We start from the raw sequence: 2957 nt of genomic DNA on the forward strand, positions 1-2957 counted from the left end.
GAGCTAGAAATGAAAATACGAATGGTTTAATCCGGCAATATCTGCCAAAATCATCATCGTTTGATGACGTGTCAAACGAACAAATAGAGCAGATAGAATTTGCACTCAACCATCGTCCTAGAAAAACACTAGGTTGGTATACACCGAGTGAAGTTATGGCTGGTTTTTATACTGTTGCACTTGCCGCTTAAATCCGCCTTATAAGTTCTATAACTATTTGGAATGAAATTGTGATGCTATTTGAGTTATTTTACTTTTCATCTATTTTACACTAGCGCTGTAGCTTATTATTCACCAAACCACAGCACTGTAATCAATCATCTCAAAATTCAGAGTTAACTCATCCTTTCTCTTTATTTATAACGATGCATCATTAGATCAGATACTTAACGCTTAATTACCAATAAACGCTCTTCCTGCATATCCCGAATAGCTGATTGAATTCCCTCACGCCCTAAACCCGAATCTTTCACGCCACCATAAGGCATATTGTCCACGCGGAAGGATGGGATATCATTAATAATCACACCACCCACCTGCAACTGCTCCCATGCATACAGCATTTTGTCCAGACTCTTTGTATACACACCTGCCTGTAAACCAAAACGGCTTTGATTAATACGCGCAATCCCTTGTTCAAAAGAAGAGTATTTTTCCAAAATAGCAACAGGGCCAAAGACTTCATCTTTATACACTTCTAAGTTTGGATCGACCTGTTCCAATAAAGTCGGCTCAAACATCACCCCTTTGAGTTCCCCACCGACCAACAATTTTGCACCTTTCTTCACTGCCTTATCGACCCATTTTTTCAGACGCTGCGCTTCAGAAGTCTTAATCATTGGGCCAACTAGCGTCGTGTCTAAATCAGGGTCTGCCGCTTTGATTTTTTTCAGCTGGCTGACCATTTTCTTTTTCAGATCAGCATATACATCTGCATGCACTAAAATACGTTGCACACTAATACACACCTGCCCTGCATGATTATATGCCCCGCCAATGAGACGATTGATCAGCGCATCATTCAATTCAGTATCGGGTTCAATCATCACTGCTGCATTGCCGCCCAACTCTAGCGTTACTTTTTTGCGTCCTGCGCGGGCTTTCATATCCCAACCCACCACATCTGAACCGGTAAAACTGAGCAGTTTAAAGCGGTCATCTGTCACTAAAACATCAGCTTGTTCACGCTCACAAGGCAATACCGAAAACGCACCTTTAGGTAAATCTGTTTCTGCCAACACTTCTGCAATTTTCAATGCTGAAATAGGCGTGGCACTGGCAGGTTTTAATACAAAAGGACAACCTGCGGCAATCGCAGGTGCAATTTTATGTGCAGTTAAATTCAACGGAAAATTAAAAGGACTAATCAAAGACACGGTACCAATGGGTACATGCTTAACCATCCCTTGATAATTCGCAGCAGCAGCCGTCACTGCCAACGGCAAAATACGCCCTTCATCTAGTTGTGACACCGCATCTGCCGCAATTTGGAAGGTATTAATTAAACGCTCGACTTCTGCCATCGCAGCCAAACGTGGTTTTCCACCTTCGGCAATTAAAATTTCGACCAATTCTTCACGCATGTTTTGAAAACGCTGCACACAATGCAACAGAATTTTTTGTTTTTGAAAGGGCTGTAACTTTGCCATTTCGGCTTCTGCTTTTACGGCTGCACGAATGGCTTTTTCAATACTTTTCGCATCGGCAAGTGCGACACGCGCATATAAATTTTGAGAATATTTATGCTGAACGGCTAACCATTGCCCTGTTTCTACGGCTTTATTGGCAAGATAGAGCGGATAATCGACAGGTGGATGGACATTTTGCATACTGAAATCCTCTATTTTTGGCGCGAATTAAGCTATATTTTTACAAGAATTTTGATTCTAGAAAATGTATGATGCGCTAAGTTGGACAATATTTCACATGATTTTTTGTCACGAGAACATACAACACCACACCATTCATCCCAAATGATGATGACAAAATACTAGAGTTTATATGCTTACATTACAACGTTTTGCTTTAGCATGCAGTTTAATTAGTTGTTCAGCGGTGCATGCCGATATTATTGGGGTAAAAGCCAGCGTAGATTATTGGAAATATAGCGCAGACTGGAATCAGGCTCAGTTATCACCAAACTTGGATGATGATTTTGCCTTACCCTTCAGTCTAGCAGTAGAGCATCCAGTACCATTTTTACCCAATGCTAAAATTAAACATGCCAATTTGCAGGCCGAAAGCGAGCAAAGCGCTGCTGGTGTAAAAATCAATCAACTAGATTTAGATTACTCAGACTTCATTTTATATTATGAAATTTTAGATAACATTGTTGCCGCAGATGTTGGATTTGGTGCCAAAGTACTTGAAGGCGACTTAAGATCGAATTTGTTTTCGACACAAGACGTCAGTGAAACTTTACCTATGCTGTATGCAGAAGCAGCGGTCAAATTACCATTTACAGGTTTAAGTGCCAAAGCTGAAGCTAACTATGCCAAAAATAGCGACAATGAAGTTCGTGATGCTCAGGCAGAAATTAAATATAACTTTATAGATGCCATTTTAGTCGATGTTGGTTTAAAAGCAGGTTATCGCATTTTAGATATTAAGCTCAATCAAGATTCCAATCAGGAAACTCAATTAGAGTTTAAAGGCCCATATTTAGGTTTAGAAGCACATTTCTAAATATTTGATATTTATATAAGTTTAAAACCCTTAAATTATTTTTAAGGGTTTTTTATTCTTCGCAGATTCAAATCCCAAGTGCAACACATTTGTAGTTAGTTGAAAAAGTTAGGTGTATTCATAGAATCATTAGACTTTTTCAACTCGCAATTGGAAAGCACACAATGAAGAAATACACCCAACTTTCTCAAGATGAAAGATACGAAATTTATGCTACTTTGAAAAGTAAAAGTTCAATCGCTACCCTTGCTCGGGAGTTAGGACGTTCACGA

General features: G+C 39.5%; 4 protein-coding genes. 3 read left to right on the forward strand and 1 reads right to left on the reverse strand.

All coding sequences use genetic code 11. The features are described from left to right. The coding region (locus HX743_RS15750) for an IS30 family transposase (RefSeq protein WP_178319650.1) at window positions 1-191 on the forward strand (191 nt) is incomplete at its 5' end. 195 nt (window positions 192-386) lie between these two features. Here HX743_RS15750 and HX743_RS15755 read toward each other — a convergent pair. Next, complete coding sequence (locus HX743_RS15755; protein ID WP_178319651.1) at window positions 387-1829, reverse strand: aldehyde dehydrogenase family protein; 1443 nt, start codon at window positions 1827-1829, stop codon at window positions 387-389. 172 nt (window positions 1830-2001) lie between these two features. Between HX743_RS15755 and HX743_RS15760 the strand changes: the two genes are divergently transcribed. Next, window positions 2002-2685 carry a TIGR04219 family outer membrane beta-barrel protein gene (locus HX743_RS15760; RefSeq protein WP_004970377.1) on the forward strand — a complete coding sequence of 228 codons (684 nt, stop codon included), beginning with the start codon at window positions 2002-2004 and terminating at the stop codon, window positions 2683-2685. 164 nt (window positions 2686-2849) lie between these two features. After that, window positions 2850-2957 (forward strand): helix-turn-helix domain-containing protein (locus tag HX743_RS15765; protein ID WP_178319009.1); only part of this gene is annotated, 108 nt, incomplete at its 3' end.

The sequence above is a fragment of the Acinetobacter sp. Swhac1 genome, assembly GCF_013390985.1.
In the GTDB taxonomy this organism is placed as follows: Bacteria; Pseudomonadota; Gammaproteobacteria; order Pseudomonadales; family Moraxellaceae; genus Acinetobacter; species Acinetobacter towneri.